Genomic DNA, 26,657 nt, shown 5'->3' with positions numbered 1-26,657 from the left:
GGAAGCATGAGCCAAGTTCGGAGGCTATACGGTGCGGGAAGCAAAAGCCCCCGCCTCCTCTCCTTCGCTCGTGGCATCACCAGGCCAAAAACTGGTGCTTACAATGCGGGAGAGCGGAAGCGGGGAACTGCGCTTGCCGGACCTAGAACAAACCCAACTGGGCTTTGGGCCGCTTAAGTAACTCCAGCGAGCGGGCCACGTCCTCAGCCGTTATGTCGACTGGCCCCTGCGTTTCGGCAGCCTGAGCCGCTTCCTCTCCTGGCTTGGCAGGAGCCTGGGCCACACGCTTCTTCACCTCCCGGCGCTGGGGCTCGGGGCCCTCGTCGGTAAGCAAGTCGAGACTGTTGATGCGGAAATAGTTGAGCTTGTTGCCCATGGCCTTCCAGCCTTTCACGTCAATGAACTCGTGCAGGGCTATTTTTTCGGCTTCCTTTTCGGCCTTTTTGTCCTTCTGAAACTTCACCTCCACCAACGGCTCGGGGTTGGCGGTTACTGCCAGCATTTTCGAGCCTTTGGCTTCGGAGATAAACAGGAAGCGCTTGTCGAGAGTGCTGGTTTCAATCTTGAACCGCTTCACGTAGTGCGTTTTCGTTTCGCCTTCCACGTACACCGTGCTGATAACCGTATCGGCCTCCAGCTTGCGTAGCAGCACAATGTTGGGCACGTCGAAGTGCAGCCCCGGGTCGGCGGCTTTCAACTCGTAGCTGCCGTCCTTGTACACCACCAGCACCGTATTGTCGGTATCGAAAGTGCCCAGGTAGCGGCCGTGGCCCGTGTGGTTGAGCTTGCCCACCACGCTGTCGAAAAACACCTCGCGCCCGCCCAGCGTCGAGTCGCCCAACGACTTCTGGGTGATTTTCTTAATCGGTTGCTTGGTTACGATGTTGCCCATCGAGCCTTTGCCCTTAATGGCGAGGTCGGCAAAGTCAAAGTCGAACTGCTTCACCCGCGCCGGCGCTTTGTCGGAAAGCTGGATGCTCACAATCTCCGACTCCGAGTTGGGGTTGGCCGTGAGATATAACGACTTGCTGCCTTTCGTGCCCTTGGTGAGGTCGTAGGTTTTATCGCGAGTGATGCCGGATACCAGAAAGCGCTTGGCAAACGAAATACCCGAAGCCCCATCGATGTACACCATGTTGTACACCAGCCGGTCGTCGTTCTTGTTGTACACGCCCACGTGCAGAATATCCTTGCCTACGAAGGTCTTTTCCGCAATTTTCGTTACCATGAACGTGCCGTCGCGCTTGATGGCGATGATGTCGTCGAGGTCCGAGCAGTCGCACACGAATTCGTCTTTTTTCAGGCCAAAGCCCACGAAACCATCGGCCCGGTTCACATACAGCTTCTGGTTGGCGATGGCCACTTTCTGGGCCGTCACTACGTCGAAGGTGCGAAGCTGGGTTTTGCGCTCACGGCCGGTGCCGTATTTTTTCAGCAGGCCTTCGAAGTAGGCAATGGCGTAGCGCGTGAGGTTGGCCAGGTGGTCGGCTACCTCGGCCAGCTCCTCGGTGAGGCGCAGCAAGTACTCGTCGGCCTTAAAGGCGTCGAACTTCGAAATGCGCTTGATGCGGATTTCGGTCAGGCGCGTGAGGTCATCTTCCGTCAGCGGGCGGCGCAGCACAATGCGCTGGTCGTCGGCCTTGGATTTCTCCCCGTCGATGCGCACAAACTTGCGCAGGCCTTTGTCAATGGTCTCAAGAATTTCGGCCCAGGTTTCGCACTCCTCTATTTTGCGGTAAATGCGGTTCTCGATGAAAATCTTTTCCAGCGAGGCGTTGTGCCACTTCTCCCAGAGTTCCTCCTGCCGGATTTCGAGCTCGCGCTCCAGCAGGCGCACCGTGGCTTTGGTGCTTTGGCGCAGCACATCTTCCACGCCCACAAAGCGCGGCTTGTCGTCGATGATGACGCAGGTGTTGGGCGAGAGGCTGATTTCGCAGTCGGTGAAGGCGTAGAGCGCATCCATCGTGAGGTCGGGGCTCACGCCGGTGGGCAGCTGCACCTGTATCTCGACGTTGGCGGCCGTGTTGTCGACCACCTTCTTAATCTTGATTTTATTGGCCTCGCTGGCCTTCACGATGCTCTCCATTAGCGCCGTGGTGGTGGAGCCGTAGGGAATGTCGCGGATGATGAGCAGGGTCTTGTCCACCTTCTCGATGGTGGCGCGTAAGCGAATTCGCGAACCGCGCATGCCCGAGTTGTAGTTGGTCACGTCGCACAAGCCACCAGTCGAAAAGTCCGGAAACAGCTGCACCTCGCGGCCCCGCAGCACGTCGATGCTGGCCTTGCACAGTTCGCGGAAGTTGTGGGGCATAATCTTGGTGCTCAGGCCCACGGCAATGCCCTCCACGCCCTGGGCGAGCAGCAGCGGGAACTTCACGGGCAGCGTGGTGGGCTCGCGCTTGCGGCCGTCGTAGCTAAGCTGCCACTCGGTGGTGTCGGGGTTAAACACCACGTCGAGCGCAAACTTGCTTAAGCGCGCTTCGATGTAGCGGGCCGCGGCCGCGCCGTCGCCGGTGCGCACGTCGCCCCAGTTGCCCTGGGTCTCGATGAGCAGGTCCTTCTGGCCCAGGTTCACCATGGCATCGCCGATGCTGGCGTCGCCGTGGGGGTGGTACTGCATGGTTTGGCCGATGACGTTGGCGACCTTGTTGAAGCGGCCGTCATCCATCTCCTTCATGGCGTGCAGAATGCGGCGCTGCACGGGCTTCAGGCCATCCTCAATGGCCGGCACGGCGCGTTCCAGAATCACGTAGCTGGCGTAGTCCAGAAACCAGTTCTGGTACATGCCCCGCACCGTGGCCACGTCGTGGATGGTTTCACCGGGGGCAAATTTGGGTTCTTCCTCGGTCAGCTCTGTGGCCGGAATGGGCTCGGCAACGGGGGCTACCGGCAACTTCCCGAACAGGTCGGCTGCGAGCGGGGCCTCGTCGGCCTCGTCCATTTGTTTCTCCGCGTTTTCATCGCCCTCTACAGGCTCGGTGAGCGCGTCGATTGGTTCGGCTGCGTCGGCGTTGGCTGCCGGCGAAAACGCCCCAAGGTCAAAGTCTACCGAATCGCCGGGCTGCAGAAAGTGTTGGTCGGGAGCGTCGGAAGCAGGAGTATCAGTAGTAGCCACGTAAAAGAAGCGAATGAAGACGGCGAAGTGCCACCAAAAGTACCGGAATCAGCGCGGAGCGCAAGTAACCTAAACCGTCAGTGATGGAGAAAGTTCCCAATTATATTAGCGCGTTGCTGAAAGCGTAGCAACTACACCAAATTGAATTAACTGGGTCATAGGCCCAAATTTCGCTAATTTTTCACCCAAATCCAAGCTAAATAAACTAGCCAACACCGGCAATTTTCCGAATATCCGAACCAGCATTCTGGGAATATTATCCAACAAAAAAGCCCGCGCCAAAGGCGCGAGCTTTTCCGTGGAATATGTCGACTAGTCTACCCCTAGCCGACAATGCAAAAGTACACAGGTTTTTTACTACTGCAAACTTTTATACTTATTTTACCCATCACTCTAACGCGTTTAGGGTTGAGCTTGAGCATTGCGGAATAAGCTACTACTCATGGGCATCCGGCCAAGTCGATTTTTTGAATGACTACGCCAGGTCTTCGACCGGCACCTCGGCGGCGGGGAGCACATCCGAAGTGATGAGATCTTTCTCCAGACGCAGGTTTTCGATGATAAACTCCTGGCGGGCAGGCGTGTTCTTGCCCATGTAGTACGTGAGCACCTGCTGAATGCTGCGGTCCGACTGCAGAATCACGGGCTCGAGCTTGATATTTTCGCCGATGAACTTGCCAAACTCGTCGGGCGAAATCTCACCGAGGCCCTTAAAACGGGTGATTTCGGGGTTTTTGCCCAGCTTGCGCATGGCGTTTTGCTTTTCCTGCTCGTTGTAGCAGTAGATGGTTTCTTTCTTGTTGCGCACCCGAAAGAGCGGTGTTTCGAGAATGAACACGTGCCCGTTGCGGACGAGGTCGGGGAAGAACTGCAGGAAGAACGTGAGCAGCAGCAGGCGAATGTGCATGCCGTCGACGTCGGCATCGGTGGCAATTACCACGCGGTTGTAGCGCAGGTGCTCAATGCCTTCTTCGATGTTGAGGGCGTGCTGCAACAGGTTCAGCTCTTCGTTCTCGTACACAATTTTCTTCTTCAGCCCGAAGCAGTTCAGCGGCTTGCCTCGCAGGCTAAACACCGCTTCCAGCTCCACATTACGGCTCTTGGTGATGCTGCCCGAAGCGGAGTCGCCTTCCGTGATGAACAGGGTGGTGAGGGCTTCTTTTTCGGCGCCGTCCTTGGCATTTTCGCCCAGGTGGAAGCGGCAGTCGCGCAGCTTGCGGTTGTGCAAGTTGGCTTTTTTAGCGCGCTGGTTGGCGAGCTTTTTTACGCCGGCCATGTCTTTGCGCTCGCGCTCGCTCTGCTCGATGCGCTTGCGCAGTTGCTCGGCCACCAGCTGGTTCTTGTGCAAGTAATTGTCGAGGTGCTCCTTCACGAAGTCGAGGATGAAACCGCGCACCGTGGGTCCGTCTTCGCCCATATTCACCGAGCCCAGCTTCGTCTTGGTCTGGCTTTCAAACACCGGCTCCTGCACCCGCACCGAAATGGCGGCGATGATGCTGGCCCGGATGTCGGCCGCATCGTAATCCTTCTTGTAGAATTCGCGCACGGCTTTCACCACGGCTTCGCGAAAAGCCGCCAAGTGCGTGCCGCCCTGCGTAGTGTACTGGCCGTTCACGAACGAGTAGTATTCCTCACCGTAGTCGTTGCCGTGCGTCATGGCCATCTCAATATCCGGGGCTTTGAGATGGATAATGGGGTAGCGCAGGTGCTCAACGTCGGCCTTGCGGGCGAGCAGGTCGAGCAGGCCGTTTTCGGAGTAATACTTCTGGCCGTTGAAATTGATGGTGAGGCCGGCGTTCAGGTAAACGTAGTTCCAGACTTGATTTTCGAGATACTCCGGGATGAAGCGGTAGTTCTTGAAAATGGTGTCGTCGGGCTGGAATACGACCAGCGTGCCGTTGCGCTGGCTAGTTTTGCTGGGCTTGGCGTCGCTGGTGAGCTTGCCTTGAGCAAACTCGGCCGCCTTTAGAATGCCTTCACGTACGCTCTGCACCAGGAAGTAGCCGCTGAGGGCATTCACGGCCTTGGTGCCCACGCCGTTCAAACCCACCGACTTCTGGAACACCTTGCTGTCGTACTTACCGCCGGTGTTGATTTTGCTCACCACGTCGACCACCTTGCCCAGCGGAATGCCGCGGCCGTAGTCGCGCACCTGCACCTTGGCGTCGGAAATTTTGATGTCAATGGTGCGGCCGTGGCCCATCACGTGCTCGTCGATGCAGTTGTCGACGACCTCCTTCACCAGCACGTAAATGCCGTCGTCGTAAGCCGAGCCATCGCCGAGCTTGCCAATGTACATACCGGGCCGCAGGCGGATGTGCTCGCGCCAGTCGAGCGAGCGGATGCTGTCTTCGTTATACCCGTGGTCGGGGGCTTTGGCGGGGGTTTGGAGGTCGTCGGTCAGTAATTCGTCGTTCATCGGGCAACTGTATTCCAGTTTTGGGGTAAAATAACGGAGAAATAAGCGCGAGGGCAAGCTTTATTGCCAGCTTGTTTAGCATCGCACACTAATTTCGTTAGTTCGCAACACCGCCACCGGGCTGCAGGTTCACGCCCGCTTCGCAGCCAATTTCGGCCTGGGTCGCCCTACTAGTAATTGCCTCACTCCCTTACTCCTGCTTCATGTTCCCACATTTAATTGCCCGGACTGGCACACGGGCCACCTCCGCCGTGCCCCACACCGCGCCAGCCGAGGTCAAGCAACTACCCGTCGTTCACTACACTTTTCTGCTGCTTGGTGCCTCGCTGCTGGTGTTTGTGCTGCACAAGCTGGACGGCATACTGCTGCCCCTGTTTTTCGCGGCCCTGCTTGCAGTGCTGTTGCTGCCCATCGTATTGCGCCTGGAAAAATGGGGCTGGCCGCCGGTGCTGGCAATTATCGCGGCGCTGCTGGTAATGGTGCTGGCCATTAGCGTACTCATCGTGCTGTTTGGCACCCAACTGCTGGAGCTGCGCACCGAGCTTCCGCTGTTGCAGCAAAAGCTGCTGGTACTCTTCGACCAGGGCCAGCAGTGGGCGCACCAGCGCTTCGGCCTTGAGGTGATGAGCAAGGAGGAGCTCATTGACAGCTCGATGAAGTCATTCAAAAAATCGGCTGGAGGCTACCTGGGCACTACGCTCAGCACCACGGCCGGCGTGCTGAGCGTGCTCACGCTGGTGCCCATCTACATTTTCTGCTTCCTGTACTACCGCGACCACATGCGGCAATTCATGTTCCGGTTTATAGCGCCCGATAAGCGCACCGCCGTACTCACCACGATGGACAATATCCAGAGCGTGGTGCAGGCCTACATTTCGGGGCTGCTCACGGTTATTCTCATTGTAGCCGTGTTGAACGCCGTCGGGCTGCTGGTGCTCAACGTGAAATTCGCCATTTTCTTCGCGGCCTTCGCCTCGGTGATGGCGGTGATTCCTTACATCGGCATCATGGTGGGTGCGGCTATTCCCGCGCTGGTAACGTTGGTCGAAACCGGCTCGCCGGCGCGAGCCGCGGCGGTAGTGGGCGTGTTTTTGGTGGTGCAGTTTCTAGAGGGCAATTTCATCACGCCCATGGTTACGGGCTCTAAAGTGAGCATCAACCCCATGGCAGCCATTGTCGCCTTGATTTTGGGCGGCGAGTTGTGGGGCACGGCCGGCATGATTCTGAGCATTCCGCTGGTGGCGGTGCTCAAAGTGGTGTTCGACGCGAATAAGTCGCTGGAACCGTGGGGCTTTTTGCTGGGAGACATTTCAGACATGGACGAAAGCCACCAGCACCGGGCGGTGCCCAAGCTGGGATTTTTTGGCAAGGCCGTGCGCATGGTTAAGAAAATGTAGTGTCCAGCTTAGGCTTTTTTAGACAACTACTCTACTCAACCCGCAGTATAACAGGCCAAAGCTTTTCTTTCACCCCCTCTTATTTATTCTCATGGCTACGACCAACGAAACCACCGCTCGCGCTTACAACGACCTAGTTGAAATCAACAAAACGGGTTCTAAAGGATACCAGGAAGCTGCTGAAGGCGTGAGCAGCCCGCAACTGAAATCGGAACTGAGCCGCTTGTCGCAGCAGCGTGCCCAGTTTGCGGCCGAGCTCACGCAGCACGCCAGCCAGTACGGCTTGAACGTGACGGAAGGCAATACGATAGAAGGCCTGCTGACCGACGCGGCCGCTGCCGTGCACCACGGCTGGATTAACCTGAAGTCGGCCATCACCGGGCAGAGCGACTCGGCTATTCTGGGCGAGTGCGAAACCGGCGATTCTGTGGCACTGAAAGCGTACGAAATGGCTATGCAAGCGGCTAACTTGCCCGCTGAGGCCAAGTCGGTGCTTGAGAAGCAACACAGCAAGGTGCTCGAAGCCAAAAACTGGGTTACCCAGCATAAGGCTCAGGCCTAACCAGCCAAAGCAGCAGTTGGCTTTTCCACCCCGGATACGCCCCGCTACATCCCCCTCTAAAAAGGCGGCTCCGGAAGGGGCCGCTTTTTTTGTGCAACCTTCCGGTGGGCTAACCTTGTTAGTATAGCTCCCGACTTATCTCCGCGCCGCCTTGTACGCCATCATCGACCTTGAAACCACCGGCGGGCAGCCTACCCAGGACCGCATCACCGAAATAGCCATTTTCATTCACGACGGCGAGAAAATCGTTGATGAATACGCTACGCTGCTAAACCCTGGCCGGGCCATTCCGCCTTTTATCACCCAGCTCACCGGCATTACCAACGACATGGTGAGCGACGCCCCCAAGTTCCACGAAGTTGCCCGCAAAGTGGTGGAGATGACCGAAGGCTGCGTGTTTGTGGCCCACAACGTGCGTTTCGACTACTCGTTTCTGAAGAAGGAGTTTGCTGACCTGGGCTACAACTACTCGCGCAAAACGCTGTGTACCGTGCGCCTTTCGCGCAGCCTCATTCCGGGCCAGCCGAGCTACAGTTTGGGCAAGTTGTGCCAGAACATTGGCATCCCGCTCGAAGGCCGCCACCGCGCCGCCGGCGATGCCCACGCCACTGCGCTGCTATTCGGCAAGCTGCTCAAAATCACCTCCGAAACCGAAGACTTGCCCCACGGCACCGATACCAGCCACACCCTGGCCCGCGTCGATGCGCTCGCCCCGTCGGGCCAGGCGGCTAGCGCCAAAAAGCCCTCGCCCAAGCGCGTGGCCGCCGTGCAAACCGCCATTCGCGAAGCCCTGATGCCGCCGCTGTTGCAGGCCTCGGTGGTGGCCAGCCTCCCGCAGGCCACGGGTGTGTACTACTTTCACAACGAGGCGGGCGAGGTAATTTATGTGGGCAAAAGCATCAACATCTACAAGCGCATTCAGCAGCACTTTGCCATTGATGTGAAGTCGCGCAAAAGCCTGGAGTTCAAAAACTCAATTGCGGACATAACCTGGGAGCTGACCGGCTCGGAGCTAGTGGCGCTGCTGTACGAGTCGCACCTGATTAAGCACATGAAACCGGCCTATAACCGGGCCCAGCGGCGCTCGGTGTTCCCGGCCGGCATTTACCTGCGCACGGACGAGCAGGGCTATAAGCGGCTGGCTTACGGCCGGGCCGATGCACGCAATGCCGAAATTCCCATCATCGCGCTGGGCAACCAGTACAAGGCGCAGGGCTTTCTGTACCACAAAGTGGCCAAGTTCAACCTGTGCCAGAAGCTGTGCGGGCTCTACAAAACAACGGGGCCGTGCTTCGACTACCAGGTGCACCGCTGCCTAGGGGCCTGCGTGGGCGAAGAATCGCCCGAGAGTTACAACCTGCGCGTCGACGAGGCCATCGATTCCATCAGCTACGAGCACGAGTCGTTTGTGGTCATCGGGCCCGGGCGCAGCGAGTTGGAGAAGAGCATTGTGCTCGTTGAGAATGGGCGCTACCGAGGTTTCGGGTATGTTGATGAGACTTTTTCGGCCCGCAAGCTGGCCGATTTCCGCGAAGTAATTAAGGAGTATACCGATAATAAAGACATTCAGCAGATTATCCGCCTGCATTTGCGCACCAAGCGCAAGGGGGAAAAAATTAAGGTATTCGGCTAACTCAGGCTGGTGAGGGACAGAGCAGAATGCGGCACGAATAACAAGGAGCCGTATTGGCTTGTGCTCTTACGTATTTATACCAACGGTATTGGTATAAATACCGGTTTACGGCGCAATAGGAGGCAAAAAACAACTTCGGAGAATGGTACTGAGTAAGCCTTGGTATCGCTTGGTGGGGCACTGGGGCTTGTGAAAGCGTTGGTTGCCGCGGCGAATCGGGCGAAACAGTTCCGTTCATCTTTAACCTCCTTCCCTATGTTAGCAATGGATTTTCGCGGCCCCCGAAGGGTCCGCGCCGTGCAGAAACCCATGCCCGAAATAAAGCATCCTGAGGATGCCATTGTGCGGGTGAAACGCACTTGTATCTGCGGTTCGGACTTGCACCTCTACAACGGCAACGTGCCGGATACCCGCGTGGGCATGACGTTCGGGCACGAATTCATTGGCGAAATCGTGGAAGTCGGCGCCGAGGTGACCGAGGTGAAAGTGGGCGACGTGGTGATGGTGCCCTTCAACATTGCCTGCGGCCGGTGCATTTTCTGCAAGCAGGGTATGTTCGGCAACTGCCACGAATCGAACTCGGAGGCCACGGCCGTGGGCGCCATTTACGGGTATTCGCATACCGCTGGCGGCTACGACGGCGGCCAGGCCGAGTACGTGCGGGTGCCGTACGCCAACTTCGGGCCCACCATCATTCCGGCGGGCATGGACCTTGACGACGCGGTGATGCTCACCGACGTGACGCCGACCGGCTACCAGGCGGCCGAAATGGCCGGCATTCAGCCCGGCGATACGGTGGTGGTGTTTGGGGCGGGCCCGGTGGGCATTATGGCGGCGCGGTGCTGCTGGCTGTTTGGCGCCGGCCGGGTCATCATCCTCGACAACTTGGACTATCGATTGGAGTTCGCCAAGAATTTTGCCAAGTGCGAAGCCTACAACTTCGAGACCGACATGGAAGACCCGGTGATGTTTCTGAAAAAGCAAACCGATTGGATTGGGCCGGACGCCTGCATCGACGCCGTGGGAGCCGAGGCCGAAGGCAACGCGCTGCAAACCATCACCGGGCGCAAGACGCTGCTGCAGGCCGGTTCGGCCACGGCCGTGCACTGGGCCATCAACTCGGTGCGCAAGGGCGGCGTGGTGTCCATCGTGGGCGTGTACGGCCCGACCGACAACTTGGTGCCCATCGGCAACGCCATGAACAAGGGCCTCACCATCCGGGGCAACCAGGCTTCGGTGAAGCGCCACCTGCCCCGCCTGATTGACCACGTGATGAACGGCATCCTCAAGCCGAGCCTGCTGATTACGCACCGCATTCCGCTGGAGGACGTGGCCGAAGGCTACCACATGTTCTCAGCCAAGCTCGATAACATGATTAAGCCGGTCCTGCTCCCTCCTACCGCTAATTCGTAACGCCGCTTCCCATGAAAAAGACCGCAGAAGATTTCGCCCACATCCCGGGCTGGGGCATCGACGCCGACCCCAAAAACGACCCCACCTATCCCAACCGCCACCGCACGGGCGAGGAGCACGACGGCCGCTCCTGGATACGGCCCACCCAACAGGTGCTCGACCGCGAGGTGCTGCACTCCATCGAGCGGCCTAACTACACGGCCGTGGTCGGCAACTCGGTGCCGCCTTCCGGCCTGAGCGGATGGATTCGGCGCTTCGCTTTCAAGTACAGCGAGAACGAGTACCTGCACTGGCTGCCGCTAGTTGCGGCCGACAAAATCAACGTGGTAGAGGGCCTTATCGACGACCTGATGCACGGCACGCTGCCCAACATCTGGGCCGAGAAAGGCTACAACTCGGAGTGGAAACACGACAAGAAGGGCCTAATAACCAAGCTGGCCACCGTGGCCGCCATCACCGCCGGCCTGGTGTACTTGCTGGCATCCTCGGGCAGTAAGCCTGGCAAAAAAGCCAAGAAGTATAACAAGCGGGATTACGACCGGGTGAACCAGTTATAACGAAGAAAGCCGGCCCATGTGGGCCGGCTTTCTTCGTTTAAGTAGTCGAGCAGAAGTAATCAGGTCATCGCCCGGTCCGACCGCCCTAGGCGGTCCCACCGGTTGTCGTCAGCGCAAAACCGGAGGTGCTTCAACCGGTCAGACCGCCTAGGGCGGTCGGACCGGGCCGATGCCGAATTACTTATGCCTGACTAAACTGCTGCTACTTCTTGCCCGCCAATATCTCGTCCACAATCAGCGGGTCGAGCAGGGTGGTTACGTCGCCGAGGTTGCTGGTTTCGCCCTCGGCCACTTTGCGCAGGATGCGGCGCATGATTTTGCCCGAGCGGGTTTTGGGCAGCCCCGACACGAACTGCACCTTGTCGGGCTTGGCGATGCGGCCAATGGCGGCCACCACGGCTTCGACGATGCTGGCCTCGGCCTTTTGGATTTCGAGGTCGGTGGTGGGCACGCCGTGCTGGCAAATGACGTAGGCGTAGATGCCCTGGCCCTTCACGTCGTGCGGGTAGCCCACCACGGCGCTTTCAACCACGTACTCGCTCTGGTTGATGGCGTTTTCGATTTCGGCCGTGCCGAAGCGGTGGCCGCTCACGTTAATCACGTCGTCGACGCGGCCGATGATGCGGTAGAGGCCCTGCTCGTCGCGCCGGGCGCCGTCGCCGGTGAAGTAGTAGCCGGGGTAGGGCTGGAAGTAGGTTTGCTGGGCGCGCTCGTGGTCGCCCCAGGTGGTGCGGATAACGCCCGGCCAGCTGCCCTTGATGGCGAGGTAGCCTTCCTGGTCGTTGCCTTCGATTTCAGTTCCGTCCTGGTTCAGCAGCACGGGCTGCACGCCGGGCAGCGGCAGGCCGGCGCGGGCGGGCACGCTGGGCGTGATGCCGGCCAGGGCCGAAATCATAATGCCCCCGGTTTCGGTCTGCCACCAGGTGTCTACGATGGGGCAGCGGCCCTTGCCCACGTGCTGGTGGTACCAGTGCCAGGCTTCCTCGTTGATGGGCTCGCCTACCGAGCCAAGCACGCGCAGGCTGCTGAGTGAGTAGGCCAACACGTTGTCGAGGGGCGTGGCCATGAGGCTGCGGATGGCCGTGGGCGCGGTGTAGAAAATGGTGACGTGGTGCTTATCAATCACCTCCCAGAAGCGGCCGGCGCTCGGAAAGGTGGGCACGCCCTCGAAAAGCAGCGTGGTGCTGCCGGCCAGCAGCGGCCCGTACAGGCCGTAGGTGTGGCCGGTTACCCAGCCGATGTCGGCCGTGCACCAGTACACGTCGTTTTCTTCCACCTGAAACACGTTGCGGAAGGTGTAGTCGGCCCACACCATGTAGCCGGCGGTGGTGTGCACCACGCCCTTGGGCTTGCCGGTGCTGCCGCTGGTGTAGAGGATGAACAGGGGGTCTTCGGCGTCCATTTCTTCGGCTGAGCAGGTCTTTTCCACGTCCTGCACCTCGTCGTGAAACCACACGTCGCGCCCAGCCTGCATCTCGATGGGCCAGCCGGTGTGCTCCACCACTAGCACGCGCCGCACCGAGGGGCACTGGGCCAGCGCCTCGTCGACCACGCTCTTGACAGGGATTTGCTTGGCACCGCGGTTCAGGCCGTCGGCCGTGATGACGAAGGTGGCCTCGGCGTCGTTGAGGCGGTCGGCAATGGCCGTGGCCGAGAAGCCGGCAAACACCACGCCGTGCACCGCCCCGATGCGGGCGCAGGCCAGCACGGCCACGGCCAGCTGCGGAATCATGGGCAGGTAGAGCACCACGCGGTCGCCCTTGCGCACGCCGTTTTTCTTCAGCACGTTGGCAAACTGGCACACCTGCTCGTGCAGCTCGCGGTAGGTGAGGCGCAGGTGCCGGGTTTTGGGGTCGTTGGGTTCGAAGATGATGGCCAGCTTGTTGGCCCGCTGGGCCAGGTGGCGGTCGAGGCAATTTTCGGTGATGTTGAGACGGGCGCCGGCATACCAGGTGCTGTCGCCGGCCGGCGAAAACTCGCCGCCGCGCACGGTGTCCCACTTTTTGCGCCAAGTGAAGGGCGCTGCCACGTCGGCCCAGAAGGTGTCCGGCTCTTCAACGGACTGTTGGTAATCGGCGTGGTACTGGGCGAGGGTGCGAATGCGGGAGTGCATGGGTCTGGGGAGTTAGGAATTGAAAAGTAAAAAGCAAACGAGCAGCATGGGAGGCACGGCCGTTCGCCAGTGCTATTTGCGGGTTAGTAAATCCTTTTCGGCAACCCGCAAATCGTGTTTGCGGATTGGGTTATCGTGTTTGCGGGTTGGTAAATCGTATTTGCGGGTTGGGTTATCGTGTTGCCCAACCCGCAAATGGTTTTTGCGAGTTGGGGAATCGTATTTGGGGATTGGGAAATCATGTTTCACAATCCCCAAACAGCTTTTGCGGGTTGGGAAATGCTGTTTGAGGATGGGTTATAACATGGGAGGCGTGGGAGGAGAGGTTTCGAAAGCCGCGCCGAGGCTCCGCCGTTGCAGGCCGGCGCGGATTTCGTCCAGAATCAGCGGGTCGTCAATGGTGGCGGGCAGGGCGAAATTCTCGCCGTCGGCCAGCTGGCGCAGGGTTTTGCGGAGGATTTTGCCGGAGCGGGTTTTGGGCAGGCGCGCCACCACCAGCACTTGCCGGAAGCAGGCCAGCGCGCCGATGCGGGCGCGCACGGCCGCCACCAATTCCTTTTCCAGCTGCTCCTCTCCCATCGCCTGGCCGTCTTTCAACACCACCAGGCCAGCGGGCACCTGCCCTTTGAGGCTGTCAGCCAGGCCAAGCACGGCACACTCGGCCACGGCTGGGTGGGCGGCCAGAATTTCCTCGATTTCGCCGGTGCTCAGGCGGTGGCCGGCCACATTAATCACGTCATCAACGCGACCCATAATGTAGCAGTAGCCTTCGCTGTCGCGGTAGCCGCCATCGCCGCTGAGGTAATAGCCGGGAAAGGTTTTCAGGTAGTCCTGGTACCGTACGTCATCGTGCCAGAGCGTGGGAAAGCAGCCGGGCGGTAGCGGTAGCTTCACTGCTACCAGGCCGGTGGTGCCGGCAGGTACGGGGTGGCCGGCCTCGTCGAGCACCTGCACGTCGTAGCCCGGCACGGGGTGGCCGGCGCTGCCGGCGCGGGGCGCGGGCATGCCTTCGAGGCCCACCAGCGTGGCCAGCATGGGCCAGCCGCTTTCGGTTTGCCACCAGTGGTCGACTACGGACACGCCCAGCAACTGCCCGGCCCAGGCATACGTGGCGGGGTCGCAGCGCTCGCCGGCTAAAAAGAGGTGGCGCAGGCCGCTGAGGTCGTATTGTTGAGCCAGCAAGCCCTCAGGGTCTTCCTTTTTAATGGCCCGGATGGCCGTGGGCGCGGTAAACATCACCTTGGCGTGGTGTTGCGCCGCCAGCCGCCAGAAGGTACCGGCATCGGGGGTGCGCACGGGCTTACCTTCGAAGAGCACGGTAGTGCAGCCGCGTAGCAGCGGCCCGTACACGATGTAGCTGTGGCCCACGGCCCAACCGATGTCGGAACCGGTGAAGATGGTTTCGCCCGGCGCAAGGCCGTAGATGGTGCGCATGCTGAAGTGCAGGGCCACGGCATGGCCGCCGTGGTCGCGCACCACGCCTTTGGGCCGGCCGGTCGTGCCGCTGGTGTACAGAATATAGAGCGGGTGCGTGGCCGGCACCGGCACGGCAGGCACGGGCTCGGATTGGAGCAAAGTGGCGAAATCCACGTCGCGGCCAAGCTGCATCGCGGCCGTCACGAACCCGCGCTGGCATACTACCACGTGGGCCGGCTGGTGGGTAGCTTTTGCCAAGGCTTCCTCCACCAACGGTTTGTAGGGAATGACGCGGTCGAACTCGATGCCACCCGAGGCGCAGATGATAACGCGCGGTTGGGCGTCATCAATCCGCACGGCCAGCTCGTGCGGCGCGAAACCACCAAACACCACCGAATGAATGGCTCCGAGCCGGGCGCAGGCCAGCATAGCTACCACCGCCTCGGGCATGTTGGGCATGTAAATGATGACCCGGTCGCCAAACGCCACGCCCAGGTTGCGCAAGCCGCCGGCAAAGCGGGCCGTGAGGTCCAACAGTTCAGCGTAGGTGTAGGTGCGTAGCGTGCTGGTGACGGGCGAGTCGTAAATCAGGGCGGACTGGTTGCCGCGGCCTTGCTGCACGTGGGCATCGAGGCAGAGGAAACTGGTGTTGAGCTGCCCACCCCGGAACCAGTGGTAAGTGCCGTTTTCGTCCTGGCTCAGCGCTTCGGCAAAGGGGCGGTCCCAGGCTAGGTGTTGGGCCTGGGCCGCCCAGAAACCGGCCGGATTGGCCAGGCTGGCAGCGTGAGTTGCGGCGTAGGAGCAGGCGGGTTTCATAGGAGTTGGATAGGAATCGGGAGGAGATAAAAAAGTAGGGGGCGGGGCTTGCCCCCACCCGGCGGGTGCGCCACGGCCATAACGGCCGCGCAATGTCGGGCGGGGGCAAGCCCCGCCCCTACGCCGCCAGACCTAACAACTCGCGCACCTTGTCCATGAGCTGGCGGGTGCTGAAGGGTTTGGGAATGTAGAGGTCGGCCCCGGCTTCGTAGCCCTTCTGCACATCGGCTTCGCGGCTTTTGGCCGAGAGGAAAATGACTTTAGTACCGGCGCGGTCGGGGCGCTGGCGCAGCTGGCGGCACACTTGCAGGCCGTCCACGTCAGGCATCATGATGTCGAGTAACACCAAGTCGTAGGGCGTTTGGTCGATGGCCGCCAGGGCCTCCGTTCCATTGCGGGCAATGCCGACCTGGTAGCCGTTTTTGCGCATCAGGAATTCGAGCGACATCACGATGTTGGGCTCATCGTCAACAATAAGAATATGGGGCGTTTTCATGCAGCAGGGAAGGAAACGTGTAGTAGGGCAGCAAGTGGCAGTGGCAGATGGAAAGCCTAAAAAACAGAATAGCGGGTCATACTTAGTTTATCGATTCATTTTGCCGGACACACCTACAGCTTGTTAATTGCAGCAGGCAGCAAAGACGTCTCGGCAAGCTCAGCCGGCAGTTCTTCCGGGTCATTCTGCACCAACGGCAGCTCCACGAAGAAACGGGCGCCCTGCTCCACGGCACTCTCGACCCAGATGCGGCCGCGGTGCAGCTCCACTATTTTGCGGGTGATGGCCAGGCCCAGGCCGGTGCCTTCGGGCTTGCGGGTAGTCTGATTCTGGGCTTGGTAAAACTTGTCGAAGATGAGGTGCTGGGCGGCGGGCGAAATACCGCGCCCGTTGTCTTCCACGCACAGCAGCACGAGGCTGGCGGCGGGCCAGGCCAGCACGGCAATGCGGCCCGTACCGTCGGCCCGACTGGCTTTAATCGCGTTGGAGAGCAGATTGACGAGTACCTGCATCAGGCGGTCGCGGTCGGCGTACAGAATGGGTAGGTCGTCGGGCGTATCGACGTGTAGGGTAATATGCTTGTCGCGCAGCAGTTGGCCCACCGCATCGAGGGCTTCGGCTACAAGGTCCGCTATTGGCACGGCCGTGCGGGTAAGTGTGGCCTGGCCCGATTCGAACTTTTCCAAATCGAGCACCAGGGTAATAAGGCGGGTGAGGCGCTCAGCTTCGCGGCCGATAGTTAGCTGGAAGTGCTGGCGCTCGGCTTCGGCCAGCTCGGGGTTGTCGGCCAGGATTTCGGCCAGCGCCCGAATGCTGGTGAGCGGCGTGCGCAGCTCGTGCGTCACGGTGTACAGAAATTCGTCCTTGCGCTGGTCGAGCGCCTGGAGCTGGTCGTAGGCGGCGCGCAGCTCGTCGGTGAGGCGCTGCAGCTGGCGGCTTTGTTTCTGGAGCTGGCGGTTGGCTTCGAGCAGCTGCTGGCTTTCGCGCAGAATGCCCACCACGCTGTCGTAACTAATTTGCTCCGCTCCTGCCACCGAGGCCACCAGCATGCGCGCCGAAGCGGGCCCAAGGCTGCCGGCCAGCAGCTTCTCGGCGTAGTTGAGCAGGCGCGGGTCGGCGGTTTCGTGCAGGGGCTGAATGGCCGCAGGCGGAAACGAGGTAACGGCCGCGTCGGGAGCCGGAAAGGCCGCCGTGGACTCGGGCATGGCATCCGGAAACCGGTCGGTGAACGCCCGCAGCGCCTGGTTCGTGCGCTTCTTGCCCAGGAAGCCCAGTAACAGGGCACGCACGTCGGGGAAGGGCGTGCGGCCCGTCCAGCCGGTTACTTCTTCGGCCAAGCTGCGGCGGGTGAACACGTCGACAAACACGTCGGCCTGCCGCAGCTCCAGGGCCGTGGGTGGCCAGGCCAGCGAGAGGCCCACGTAGAGCCCGATGTTGAACAGCCAGCTCCAGAACAGGCCGTGCGAGAGGTAATCCAGCCCTTCGAGCCCAAACAGCGCGAACGGCCGCAAGGCCGCCACGCCGCCCAAGCCGGCCGTGAGCACCGAGGCGGGCAGGAGCCGGCCCGGCCCCACCAGCGCGGGCAGCACCAGCGTAAAAAACCACACCGCAAAGCCCGCCAGCAGGCCCACCGTAGCGCCGCGCCGGGTTCCTCCCTTCCAATACAGGCCGCCCAGTACGGCGGGCACAAACTGCGCCACGGCGGCGAAAGACACCAGCCCGGTATTTACCAAGGGAAGCTGCTTGCCTACTTCGGCATAGTAGCCGTAGGCTATCATCAGCACCAGCACCACGGCCAGGCGGCGGCTTTCGAGGGCCACGCGGCCCAGGTAGGCAAACCAGCGCGTCTGGCCTTTGGCGCGGGCGTTGGGCAGGCGCACCAGCAGCGGCATCAGCAGGTGGTTGCTCATCATTACGCTCAGGGCAATGGTTTCGACGATAATCATGCTGCTGGCGGCCGACAAGCCGCCCAGGTAGGTGAGCAGCGCCAGCCACGAATGGCCGGTTGCCAGCGGCAGCGCCAGCACGTAGGTATCGGCGTCGAGGCCGGTGTGGCCCAGCTTCAGCAGGCCCCCAAAGGCAATGGGCAACACAAACAGGTTGATGACAATGAGGTAGAGCGGAAACAGCCACATGGCCTTGCGCAAGTGGTTTTCGTCGACATTCTCGACCACCGCTACCTGAAACTGGCGCGGCAGAAGCAGCACCGCCGACATGCTGAGCACCAACAGCGTGAACCACTCGGCCCCGCTCGTACCCGCGCCGCGCAGCGTGAACAGCTGCCGCAGCGCCGGCACCGCTGCCGCCTGGTCGAACACGTCGGTGAACCCGTTGAACAACCCGAACGTGACAAAGCCCCCCAGCACCAGAAACGCCACCAGCTTCAGCAGGCTTTCTACCGCCACGGCCAGCACAATGCCCTCGTGCCGCTCGGTTGCTTCCACCGAGCGAACTCCGAACAGGATGGTGAACACCGCCAGCGCTCCCGTGGTGTACAGGGCCGTGGCGGCAGCTGGCCCGCCCCCCCCCGCCCCACTGCCCGTAAGCGTGACAAACGAAGTAGCAATGGCTTTAATCTGGAGCGCGATGTAGGGCACGATGCCCAGCACGCACACCACCGTAACGAGCGCGCCCAACCCGGCGCTCTTGCCATATCGGGCCGAGATGAAGTCCGCAATGGAGGTGAGCCGCTGCTGCCGGCTCACCCGAATGATTTTGCGCAGCACCAGCCACCAGGCCGGGGCCAGCAAGGTCGGCCCGAGGTAGATGCCGACAAACTCCAGCCCGTTGTGCGCTGCCCGGCCCACCGAGCCGTAGTACGTCCAGGCCGTGCAGTAAACGGCCATGCTCAGGGCGTACACATAAGGGTTACTCACCAGGCTTTTTCGGGCTTCCGACCGGCGCTCGGCGGCGTAGGCCACGCCGAAAAGCAAGGCCAGGTAGCCGAATGAGAAGCCAATGACGAGCAGCTTGGACATGGGGTCGGGTGATTGGTGAAGGCTGATGTTAGCGTATTAAAAGGACGTGATGCCGAGCATTCTGCGCATCAAGGCTGCTGGCTTCCTCACGTACCCTCCTCTGGCTCACCCTTTTTTCGCACCAGCCAGCCCGTCAGGGCCACCAGTGCAATCCATACGAGCAGCACGTAGAGGTACAGCACCGGTACTCCGCCTACGCGGCCGTTGTGGTCGAATACGGCCAGCAGCGGATAGTTGAGCAGCACCCCGAAAAGCACCGCCAGAAACAGCAGCTTTGGACCGCGGCGCGGGGCCGGGCGGACCGGTGGTGAGGAGTTGAGGACGGGAGGCAGCATGGAAATTAGGGGGGTGAAGAACGGCTGGCCAATCTAAGCAAAAGTCCGCCGGGCGCGGGGCCCGGCGGACTTTCGTACCGTACCGCAGGCACGCGAACGTATTAGGCGGCGGGCTGTTCGTCAATCAGTTTCACGTTGCGCACGTCTTTCATCAAGGCCATGCCCACCACGAAGCAAATGAGCGCAATAACCACCGGATACACCAGTCCCACCAGGCTGCTATGCTCCTTGGCGAAGGTGCCGGCCGGCTGGGCCGCCGCCCACACGCCGATGGAGGTGGCAATCAGCGGTACGAAGCCCCCGAATACGCCATTGCCAATGTGGTAGGGCACCGAGAGCGACGTGTAGCGCACGCTGGTTGGGAACAGCTCAACCAGGTAGGCTGCAATGGGCCCGTACACCATCGTGACGAACACCACCAGGCAAAACACCATGGCAATCATGGCCGGGATGTTGGGCGTGAGGGCTTTCATGACGGCGGGCACGGCTTTGCCGGCGGCATCTACCGTGGCGGGCGTGATTTCGGTGAGGGGACCAGCAAACGCCTTAATGCCATAGAATAGCGGAACCGTGAACAGCGCCCCGCAAATCATACCAGTCATGATGATGCGCTTACGGCCGATGCGGTCCGACAGCGAACCGAAGTACACGAACAACGGCGTCGCCAGCAGCATGGCCACCACCATAATGATGCTCGAATGCACGATGTCGAGCTTAAGCGTGGCATTCATGAAGGTGAAGGCCTGGAATTGGCTGGTGTAGAAAATTACGCCCTGGCCCATCGTCACGCCGAACAGGGCGATGAGGACGAGGCGACGGTTCACGGGGTTCATAAACGAATCGCGCAGGGGGCTTTTGCTGGTGGTGCCGGTAGCCTTAGCTTTAGCAAACAGCGGCGACTCGTGCAGCTTGCGGCGGATGTAGTACGAAGCTACCAACAGGAAGCCCGAGAGCAGGAACGGAATGCGCCAGCCCCACTCCTTGAAGGCATCTTCGCCCAGGAGCTTTCGGGTTATCAGAATAACCGAGATGCTGAGGATGAGGCCGCCAGTAGCCGTAATCTGGATGAAACTGGTGAAATAGCCGCGCCGGGCGTCGGGGGCGTATTCGGCCACGTAGGTGGCGGCGCCGCCGTATTCACCGCCCAGGGCCAGGCCCTGCAGCAGGCGCAGCACCACCACAATGGCTGGCGCCGCGAGGCCAATTGTATCGTAGCTCGGAATGAGGCCGGTGATGAACGTGGCCCCACCCATAATGAGCAGCGTGACGAGGAAGGTATACTTCCGGCCAATCATGTCGCCGAGGCGGCCAAAGAACATGGCCCCGAACGGCCGCACCACGAAGCCCGCGCCAAACACGGCCAGCGCGCCCAGCAGAGTGTCCTCAATCTTGCCCTTCGAACCGAAAAGAACCGGCCCGATAATAGCGGCCAGCGAGCCGAAAATGTAGAAGTCGTACCACTCAATCACCGTACCTACCGACGAGGCCGTGATAACCTGCCAGATGGTGCTAGTCGAGGTGGTGTTGTTGTCGTGCTCTACCGCCGCATCGGCGGCCGCGTAAGGCGGGTTTAAACGCTGTTCCATGCCGTTGGTCAAGTAATTAAGAGTTAGAAATGCAGAGGAAAGGAAGCGGCTGGGCCTACAAAAACACCTGCGTTTGCAGCGTCACTTCGGGGCGGTACTTCACGTCGTTCACGTTGGTGAAGTCGGGACGCGGGCGGTAGTTCAGGGTCACTTTCGCGTTGTGGCCATCGAGTAGCAGGTTCAGGCCGGCGTCCATAATATTTACGCCCTTGGTGCTGCCATCCGAGGTTTTCAGGCCGTCGTAGTTGGCGTGCTGGTAAGCCACGTAGGGCTGCAGGCGGGCCTTGGGGCCAAGCAGGTTTTTGGGCAATAGCAGGCCAACCTGGCCATAAAATACGCCGCCCGTACCCGACTGAGGCACCGCGTTGCCGCGCAGGGCAGCGGTCCCGTAGCCGGGGTTTTCTGCTCCTACAAAGCGCACGTAGTTCGGGCCCATGTTGAAGTTGTAGTACACCCCGTAGAGGGTGATGGCCGTGCGCGAAGTCGTGTCCAGCGGTGCGTCATAAAACGCGTCGAAGCCCAGCATCACCATGTCGTGCTTGGTGGTGGCCACGGTGCCAAACGGGTCGGCCGAAACGGCTGACGTTACGGGCACCACGCTGCCGGACGAGCGCGAGTACATGGCGTCCTTGTTGTACAGAAAGCCCGTACCGATGCTAAACACCCGTTTGGTGCCCAGGTAAGTACCCTGCGTGTAGGGCAGCAGGTTGGCCTCAGGCTCCAGGAAGTTGTAGCTGAAGTACCCCTGGTACACATGGCTGGTGTTCTGCGGGTTGTAATTGGCTACGCCCGTGCCGGTATTCACGCCGGCCGCGGTGGTGCCCAGGCTGAGTGGGGTGCTAGCCTGGTTGGTGAGGTAGGAATCGCTCATCGACACCCGGTAGTCGAACTTGGCGATGCGGCCTTTGGCGTAGATACCCAGCCAGCGCGCAAACTGGTCGGTTAGCTCGATGGTAGGGAAGTTGGTCAGCGGCAGGTCCATCGGCAGAATGCTGGTGGTGCTGGCGCTGGTGAGCCGTGAAATACCGTTGAAGTAATGCAGGCCCGCGCCCAGGCTTAGGTACTTGTTCACCTTGTACTCTGTCACGGCTTCGTGAATGAAGAACTGGGGTTTTTTGCCGTCGGTGGCCGGGGCCACGCCGCCGCTCACCGCGTTTTGGTTGTTGATGCCCAGGTGCGTGTAAATCAGAAACCGCGGATTGAGCTGGGCCAGTATCACCATGCGCGAACGCCGGATTCCGAAATCAACCTGGCTCTCCTTGAGCTGGCTGGGCGCGCGCAGGGTGCCGGTGTTGTTTTCCGTGTAGCGGGCGTACACCTGAGTCCAGAGCAGGAAGCGCAGGTATTTGGACCCGTCGGGCGAGATGTTGATTTTCATACCCGGTCCGTAGGCAGCCGATTTGGCCGGGGCTACTGGCGTAGGCGGAGCAGCTGGCTCAGCAGGCGGAGGGGCCGTGCCCGTGGTGGGCGGAATAACCTGGCCGAAAGCGGCCCCTGCAAAAAGTAAGCCCCCAAGGGCCAAGGCGTAGCGAGTGTGTCGCATGGGGTGGGAAAGATGGTGGAACAGAAACGCGGCCAGTCGGCGGGCTTCCTCAGAAGCAGGTTCTGAAGCAGTTCCGCCACCAGCCACCCCGGCCAAAGCCGTTGGTTTGGTGAAGTAGCACCCAATCTGCGCCGCCAGCTACCCGGCCGCTATCGTTTTGCTAAGCAACTATACCCGGCCGCCTCTACCCGGCCCGAAACCGCTCCCAACGAATCACCATGAACTTGTCGCCCAGCTCCGTGACCACCATGCCAGCCCCTTTCAAGTTCCCCGGCACCTGGAAAAAATCAGCCAGCTCCTTGTGATTGAGTATTTTGTAAGTTGGATGGTAGTCGGGCTGCCGCGGGGCTTTCACGCCGTACTTCTTCACCCAGTTCATCACGCTCACGTGGCTTACCCCGAGCAGGCGCTCAATCTCGCGGTAGCTCACGCCCTCGATGTAGAGCTGCAGGGCCTTGATGACGTAGTAGCTATCAACCTCGCGGCCGACTTTGGCCACCGTGTAGTGGTACCCGCACTGCCGGCACTTAAACCGCTGCCGTTCATTGATTACGCCACTTTTAGTGGCTTCAGCGGAGTCGCATTTAGGGCAGGCGGGCGCATTCATTGGGTACAATCGTTGGGTTACTGCTTCAAAGCTACTTCTATTTAGCAAACATATACCAGTTTAGCAAATAAGCGTCCGCTTTCAACTCAATACCTGCCAGCCAATACGGTGGCCATCAGCGCATCCACGGCGAGGCCCAGGCGGCGCATATCCAGCCGGGCCAGCGTATCGCCGGGCTCGTGGTAACTGAGGTTGCGGTAAAAAGCCGTGTCGGTGAGCAGGACGGCCGAGTAATCAAATTTCCAGTAGTTGAGGTGGTCGGAGAAGTCGATGCCCGGCAGCCACGCCGGGGCTTTGAAGCGCTTAACCGGCAACGCGGCTGCCTGCCGGTATTGCCGCGCAAAGCGCCGTCCAAACCGGCCATTGCCAAATTTCTGGGCCACCGTTACATAATTTCCCCGGCTGCCATAAATGAATTTCAGGGGCCGGATGGGATAGTGCTGCGAGCCCCGGTGGTCGTCGTAGTAACCGAGCATTTCGAGGGCGACCATGCCGCGTATTGGCACGCCGGCGGCCTTCAGTGCCGCGGCATGCACGTAGCTGCCCATTTGCGGCGTGCGAAAAAACGGCGGTTCTTCCAGCGTGTAGCCAACCAAGTCGATGCGGTATGGCAGGTTCTGCTGCTGGCCGAGCAGGCGGGCAAGTTCCAGCAGGGCGGCTACGCCGGTGCCGTTGTCGTCGGCTCCCGGCTGCTCGCCGCAGACGTCGTAGTGCGCGCCAATTACCAGGCGCGGGCCATCAACCGGACCAAAGGATGCCAGCACGTTGCGGTAGGTACGCCCCTGCACCAGATAAGGCTGCTCGCCAACTAGATGTGCCCCAGCCGCCCGGAACTGCTGGGTGAGGTACGCAGCCACCGAATCGAGCACAGCCGGGTGCAGGTGGTTACGTGGTTGCGGCGTGGTAGTAAGAAACTCGAGGTGCCGCCGAAGCAGAACCGTGTCTGCCGGAGCTGGAGCCAGGGGCGCGGCTTTCGCTTCACCCAGTAACAGACACAGCAGCATAGCCAAGGTCATATTCATGTGGTTTATCAAGGCTGCTTTAATTAAGCTTGACTTTACATCAATACAGGTTGCGGCAATACGAGGGAGGGAGCTGGGCCTGAGCCAAACTAGGCCTCCTCCACGTAGTCCAGCTCTTTGCCATAAGTCTCGGGCAACGTGCTGGCGCTGAAAAACGCCAACACCAGCAGCACAGCGCCTATTATCGCCGCTGCGCCAACCATGCCCAGCGTGGGCACCTCTTTCAGGCTTTTGAATAGCAGCGAGACCAGCACCAGTGAGCCCCGGGCAAAATTGGGAGCCGTGGTAGCAACTGTAGCCCGGATATTGGTTCCGAATTCCTCGGCCGTAACTGTTACAAACAAGGTCCAGAACCCGCCGGCGACGCCCACCAGAAAGCAGGCGAAGTAGAATGCTGCCACGCTGGCTCCGTTCAGCCCAAACAGAAACCAGGCTACTGCCGCCGCGCTGCCCACGAAAAACATGCGCAGCACCCGCAACCGGCTTTGCAGCAACTGCCCCAGCGCCCCGCTGGTGAAATCCCCGATGGTGCACCCCAGGTAGCACCACGCAATGCTGGCGCCGCCCGTGACGGCGCCCTGCAAATGGAAGGCGCGCCCAAATTCCGGGGCCAGGGTTATCAGAATGCCCGCCATAAACCAGAACGGAATGCCCAACAGCAGGCAGCGCAGGTATTTCGAAGCCCGGAAGCGGTTGGCAAACAAGCTCAGGAAGTTGCCGCGCGCCACTCCAGATTGCCGGGTGTGCTCGAACATGCCCGACTCGAACACGCCCGCCCGCAGCGCCAACAGCCCCAGGCCCAGCCCGCCGCCCATGAAATAGGCATTGCGCCAGCCCAAACGCTCGCCCACATAATAGGCCAGCAGCGCGCCTGGCACGCCCACCGAGGTTACCAGCATGGTGCCGTAGCCGCGTTTTTCCTTGGGCAGCGTTTCGGCCACCAGCGTTACGCCCGCACCCAGCTCGCCGGCCAGCCCCACGCCGGCAATTAGCCGCAGCCAGGCGTACTGGTCCACGGTCTGCACGAAACCGTTGGCGATGTTGGCCAGCGAGTAGAGCAAAATGGAGCCGAACAGCACCGAAAGGCGGCCGCGCTTGTCGCCGAGCATGCCCCACAAGAGGCCGCCGAGCAGCATCCCACCCATCTGCATATTCATCAGGTAGAGGCCTTTGTTGGTAACCTCAGCGGCGTTCGTGATGCCGAGCTCGTGCAGGCTATCCACCCGCACAATGCCGAAAAGCACCAAGTCGTAGAGGTCAACAAAATTGCCCAATGAGGCCACCAACACAATGGCGCTGAACACGCCCACGGCGGGACGAATGGTAGTAGGAGGAGTTAGTAGCGGTTGGCTCACGAGCAATTACTAGCAGTTGAATCCGCAAAGTAGCGCGGACTTTTAGTCCGCGACACCCAAGGGAGAACCAACCGGCGCAGCATTGGCCGGTCGGGCGCGGGCTAAAAGCCCACGCTACGGTCGAGCGCCGTTTCTTTGCGGCCCTATGGCCGATTTTCATTCCCTCTCCCCCTCCGACCTCACGCCCGCTCAGTGGCACCCATTCTTAGTGGGTGCCGTGGCCCCGCGCCCAGTGGCCTTCGCCAGCACCATCGACGCCGACGGCCGCGTGAACCTGAGCCCCTACAGCTTCTTCAACGCCTTCAGCTCGAACCCGCCCATTCTGGTGTTTTCGCCCGCCAACCGCGTGCGCGACAACACCCAGAAGCACACCCTGCAAAACGTGCGCGAGGTGCCCGAAGTCGTCATCAACATCTGCGACTACGCTTTGGTCGAGCAGATGTCATTATCGAGCACCGAGTACGCGAAGGGCGTAAACGAATTCACCAAAGCCGGCCTCACCGAGTTGGCCTCTGAGCAGGTGCGCCCGCCCCGCGTGGCCGGAGCGCCGGCAGCATTTGAGTGCGTGGTGGAGCAGATTATCGAGCTGGGCCAGAACAACGGGGCCGGCAACCTCATCATCTGCCGGGTGGTGCGCGCCCACTTCCGCCAGGATATTCTCCTGCCCGATGCCACCGGCATCGACCCCTTCAAGCTGGATGCCGTGGCTCGCCTCGGCGGCGACTGGTACTGCCGTGCCAGCGGCAGCAGCCTGTTCGAAGTGCCCAAGCCCAACCGCCACATTGGCATCGGCATCGACCAGCTGCCCGAGCACCTGCGCACCTCCGACGTGCTCACCGGCAACGAGCTGGGCCGCCTCGCCAACATCGAGCGCGACGCCTTGCCCACGCCTGCGCAAGTCGAAGAATTTAAATCCGAACCAATGGTGGCCTACCTCCTCAACAAGTATCGCGACGATGACCCGGAGCTGAAGAAACAGCTGCTGCAACTGGGCCGCCAGTTTCTGGCGGAAGGGCGGCTGGGGGAGGCGTGGAAGGTGTTACAAATTGGTAGTTAAACAACCATCTTTCCCCCTCAGTATTACTAAACCATTCTACAAGGATTTCAATACCCCTGTTATTTTACTTTAAGTTGCTTATTCTAATGAATATAAAATAAGCGAATGGCACTACTGTTATAGAAAAATATGACCAGAAGATAATAAAATTAGTCTTTCTGCTTTCTAAACTTCCGTGGCTTATCTGTATAAACAACTCGTTGTGTTTGTCCTTAGAAAACACTAATAGATAATTCA

At 60.4% G+C, this 26,657-nt stretch carries 18 protein-coding genes and 1 pseudogene; 6 read left to right on the top strand and 13 right to left on the bottom strand.

The window, feature by feature from the left end:
• Nucleotides 1–142: 142 nt before the first annotated feature.
• A complete protein-coding gene (locus ABD837_RS02800) occupies nt 143–2,941 on the bottom strand; it encodes a DNA gyrase/topoisomerase IV subunit A (protein WP_425554286.1) in 2,799 nt (932 codons plus the stop codon).
• Between the two features lie 649 nt (nt 2,942–3,590).
• Nucleotides 3,591–5,534, bottom strand: coding sequence for a DNA topoisomerase IV subunit B (locus ABD837_RS02795; RefSeq protein ID WP_345050020.1), 1,944 nt, complete (start codon nt 5,532–5,534; stop codon nt 3,591–3,593).
• 203 nt (nt 5,535–5,737) lie between these two features.
• On the opposite strand from ABD837_RS02795, the gene ABD837_RS02790 reads away from it, so the two are divergent.
• The 5 genes from ABD837_RS02790 (at nt 5,738) to ABD837_RS02770 (ending at nt 11,096) form a co-directional block, all read left to right on the top strand.
• On the top strand, nt 5,738–6,931 hold the full coding sequence (locus tag ABD837_RS02790; RefSeq protein ID WP_345050018.1) for an AI-2E family transporter: 1,194 nt from the start codon (nt 5,738–5,740) through the stop codon (nt 6,929–6,931).
• A 91-nt stretch (nt 6,932–7,022) separates the two neighbouring features.
• Nucleotides 7,023–7,493, top strand: a complete 471-nt coding sequence (locus tag ABD837_RS02785) for a ferritin-like domain-containing protein (RefSeq protein WP_345050017.1) — start codon at nt 7,023–7,025, stop codon at nt 7,491–7,493.
• Between the two features lie 151 nt (nt 7,494–7,644).
• Nucleotides 7,645–9,126: an exonuclease domain-containing protein gene (locus ABD837_RS02780; RefSeq protein ID WP_345050015.1), complete on the top strand. Its 1,482-nt coding sequence runs from the start codon at nt 7,645–7,647 to the stop codon at nt 9,124–9,126.
• A 255-nt stretch (nt 9,127–9,381) separates the two neighbouring features.
• On the top strand, nt 9,382–10,539 hold the full coding sequence (locus tag ABD837_RS02775) for a zinc-dependent alcohol dehydrogenase (protein ID WP_345050013.1): 1,158 nt from the start codon (nt 9,382–9,384) through the stop codon (nt 10,537–10,539).
• 11 nt (nt 10,540–10,550) lie between these two features.
• Nucleotides 10,551–11,096, top strand: a complete 546-nt coding sequence (locus ABD837_RS02770; RefSeq protein WP_345050010.1) for a hypothetical protein — start codon at nt 10,551–10,553, stop codon at nt 11,094–11,096.
• Nucleotides 11,097–11,298: 202 nt separating this feature from the next.
• Here the strand turns inward: ABD837_RS02770 and acs are convergent, their stop codons facing one another.
• From acs to ABD837_RS02720, 11 genes and pseudogenes are all read right to left on the bottom strand, one after another.
• Entirely contained in the window at nt 11,299–13,209 is a 1,911-nt protein-coding gene (acs, locus tag ABD837_RS02765; protein ID WP_345050007.1) for an acetate--CoA ligase, read from the bottom strand.
• Nucleotides 13,210–13,506: 297 nt separating this feature from the next.
• Nucleotides 13,507–15,441 carry an AMP-binding protein gene (locus ABD837_RS02760; protein WP_345050005.1) on the bottom strand — a complete coding sequence of 645 codons (1,935 nt, stop codon included), beginning with the start codon at nt 15,439–15,441 and terminating at the stop codon, nt 13,507–13,509.
• A gap of 118 nt (nt 15,442–15,559) precedes the next feature.
• Nucleotides 15,560–15,937 carry a response regulator transcription factor gene (locus ABD837_RS02755; RefSeq protein ID WP_345050003.1) on the bottom strand — a complete coding sequence of 126 codons (378 nt, stop codon included), beginning with the start codon at nt 15,935–15,937 and terminating at the stop codon, nt 15,560–15,562.
• A 113-nt stretch (nt 15,938–16,050) separates the two neighbouring features.
• A complete protein-coding gene (locus ABD837_RS02750; protein ID WP_345050002.1) occupies nt 16,051–18,915 on the bottom strand; it encodes an ATP-binding protein in 2,865 nt (954 codons plus the stop codon).
• Nucleotides 18,916–19,001: 86 nt separating this feature from the next.
• On the bottom strand, nt 19,002–19,250 hold the full coding sequence (locus ABD837_RS02745; RefSeq protein ID WP_345050000.1) for a hypothetical protein: 249 nt from the start codon (nt 19,248–19,250) through the stop codon (nt 19,002–19,004).
• A 101-nt stretch (nt 19,251–19,351) separates the two neighbouring features.
• The gene (locus ABD837_RS02740) at nt 19,352–20,836 is read right to left on the bottom strand and encodes an MFS transporter (protein WP_345049998.1); all 1,485 of its coding nucleotides are present in this window, start codon (nt 20,834–20,836) and stop codon (nt 19,352–19,354) included.
• Nucleotides 20,837–20,891: 55 nt separating this feature from the next.
• Nucleotides 20,892–22,379: a hypothetical protein gene (locus ABD837_RS02735; RefSeq protein WP_345049996.1), complete on the bottom strand. Its 1,488-nt coding sequence runs from the start codon at nt 22,377–22,379 to the stop codon at nt 20,892–20,894.
• A gap of 184 nt (nt 22,380–22,563) precedes the next feature.
• The gene (locus tag ABD837_RS02730) at nt 22,564–22,878 is read right to left on the bottom strand and encodes a helix-turn-helix domain-containing protein (protein WP_345049993.1); all 315 of its coding nucleotides are present in this window, start codon (nt 22,876–22,878) and stop codon (nt 22,564–22,566) included.
• A gap of 12 nt (nt 22,879–22,890) precedes the next feature.
• Nucleotides 22,891–22,986, bottom strand: a pseudogene (locus ABD837_RS24930) (transposase-like zinc-binding domain-containing protein); the annotation flags it as partial.
• Between the two features lie 86 nt (nt 22,987–23,072).
• Complete coding sequence (locus ABD837_RS02725; protein ID WP_345049992.1) at nt 23,073–24,008, bottom strand: M28 family peptidase; 936 nt, start codon at nt 24,006–24,008, stop codon at nt 23,073–23,075.
• Between the two features lie 89 nt (nt 24,009–24,097).
• Nucleotides 24,098–25,363, bottom strand: a complete 1,266-nt coding sequence (locus ABD837_RS02720) for an MFS transporter (RefSeq protein ID WP_345049990.1) — start codon at nt 25,361–25,363, stop codon at nt 24,098–24,100.
• A 145-nt stretch (nt 25,364–25,508) separates the two neighbouring features.
• Between ABD837_RS02720 and ABD837_RS02715 the strand changes: the two genes are divergently transcribed.
• The gene (locus ABD837_RS02715) at nt 25,509–26,420 is read left to right on the top strand and encodes a flavin reductase family protein (RefSeq protein WP_345049988.1); all 912 of its coding nucleotides are present in this window, start codon (nt 25,509–25,511) and stop codon (nt 26,418–26,420) included.
• Nucleotides 26,421–26,657: the final 237 nt, after the last annotated feature.

Source organism: Hymenobacter glaciei (assembly GCF_039539585.1).
In the GTDB taxonomy this organism is placed as follows: Bacteria; Bacteroidota; Bacteroidia; order Cytophagales; family Hymenobacteraceae; genus Hymenobacter; species Hymenobacter glaciei.
The sequence above is the reverse complement of the archived record's forward strand: the minus strand, read 5'-3'. Positions and strand labels throughout refer to the sequence as shown.